Here is a 1273-nt window from a genome sequence, read left to right as displayed (position 1 = left end):
CGCCGCCCACGAACACCTCGGACCAGGGCACACCGCCCTGCGCCAGCGCCGTGACGGCCATCTGCCGCACGCTGCAGGGCTCGGCCTGCGTCGCCAGCGGCAGCAGCTCGCCCGAGCGGTGCACGAAGTCGGGCGCGGCCATCCAGCCGAAGGGCTCCTCGAACAGCACCTCGCCGTCGAGCCGGCGGCTGTCGTGGCGCAGCACCAGCACGGCATCGAGCGTGCCGCGGTCGAAGGCCTCGAGCAGTTCGCGCGAGGTGGAGATGCGCACCTCCATCACCACGCCGGGCTCGGCCTGCTTCACGCGGCGCAGCAGCAGCGGCAGCTCGGCGCCGACGATGTGGTGGCTCAGGCCCACCACCAGCCTGCGGCGCGGCGCCGCGAAGGCATCGAGCGCGCCGCTGTGCGCGGCCAGCAGGTTGCGCGCGAAGGGCAGGAAGGCGTCGCCCTCGGCCGACAGCCGCACGCGGCGCGGCGTGCGTTCGAGCAGCCGGCGGCCCAGCCCGTCCTCGAGCCGCTTGATGCGCAGGCTCACGGCCGACTGGGTGCCGTCGAGCGCCTCGGCCGCGCGCGTGAAGCTGCGCAGGTCGGCCACCAGCACGAAGGCCTGCACGGCCTCGATGTCGAGCGCCTTCATGGCGCGCGCCCGTCGAAGGCTGGAGGATCGGTGGGGACGATGGAAGGCGCGCTCATTTCGATGCGATCATTTCACAAGGCATTCGCCCGCGTGTTCCGGCGCGGCACATCGACCCTCCACAGAAAGAGACATCCCGTGTCCCTCGAAACCCACTCCCCCGTCAATGCGCCGCTGATCGGCGTGCCCGGCGGCCGCCAGCAGCTCGACACCCCGGCGCTGCTGATCGACCTGAGCGCGATGACGCGCAACATCGAGCGCATGGCCGCCTTCGCGCGCTCGCGCGGCGTGGGCCTGCGGCCGCACGTGAAGACGCACAAGTCGGTGGCGATCGCGCGCATGCAGGTCGCGGCCGGCGCCATCGGCGTGAGCTGCGTGACGGTGGGCGAGGCCGAGGTGATGGTCGCGGGCGGCATCCCGGGCGTGCTGCTGACCTCGCCCGCGGTCACGCCGAGCAAGATCGCGCGCGTGCTCAAGCTCGCGCGCCAGGCCGGCCCCGGCGGACTGATGGTGGTGATCGACGATCCGCGCAATGCCGCCGAGCTCGCGCGCGCGGCGGCCGCCCTGCCCCATCCGCTCGACGTGCTGGTCGACTACTGCACGGGCTACAACCGCACCGGCGCCGCCACCGAGGCCCAG

General features: G+C 73.2%; 2 protein-coding genes. One reads left to right on the top strand and one right to left on the bottom strand.

Annotated elements, in window-relative coordinates; translation table 11 throughout:
- Window positions 1-637: LysR family transcriptional regulator (locus AC27VN_RS41740; RefSeq protein WP_490880552.1), on the bottom strand; the 637-nt coding region annotated here is incomplete at its 3' end.
- A 135-nt stretch (window positions 638-772) separates the two neighbouring features.
- On the opposite strand from AC27VN_RS41740, the gene AC27VN_RS41735 reads away from it, so the two are divergent.
- Window positions 773-1273, top strand: a 501-nt coding sequence (locus AC27VN_RS41735; protein WP_490880551.1) for an alanine racemase, incomplete at its 3' end; no start/stop codon positions are given.

The sequence above is a fragment of the Variovorax sp. 20P10.2.4 genome (assembly GCF_058244205.1).
This window is presented reverse-complemented; position numbering and strand designations above follow the sequence as displayed.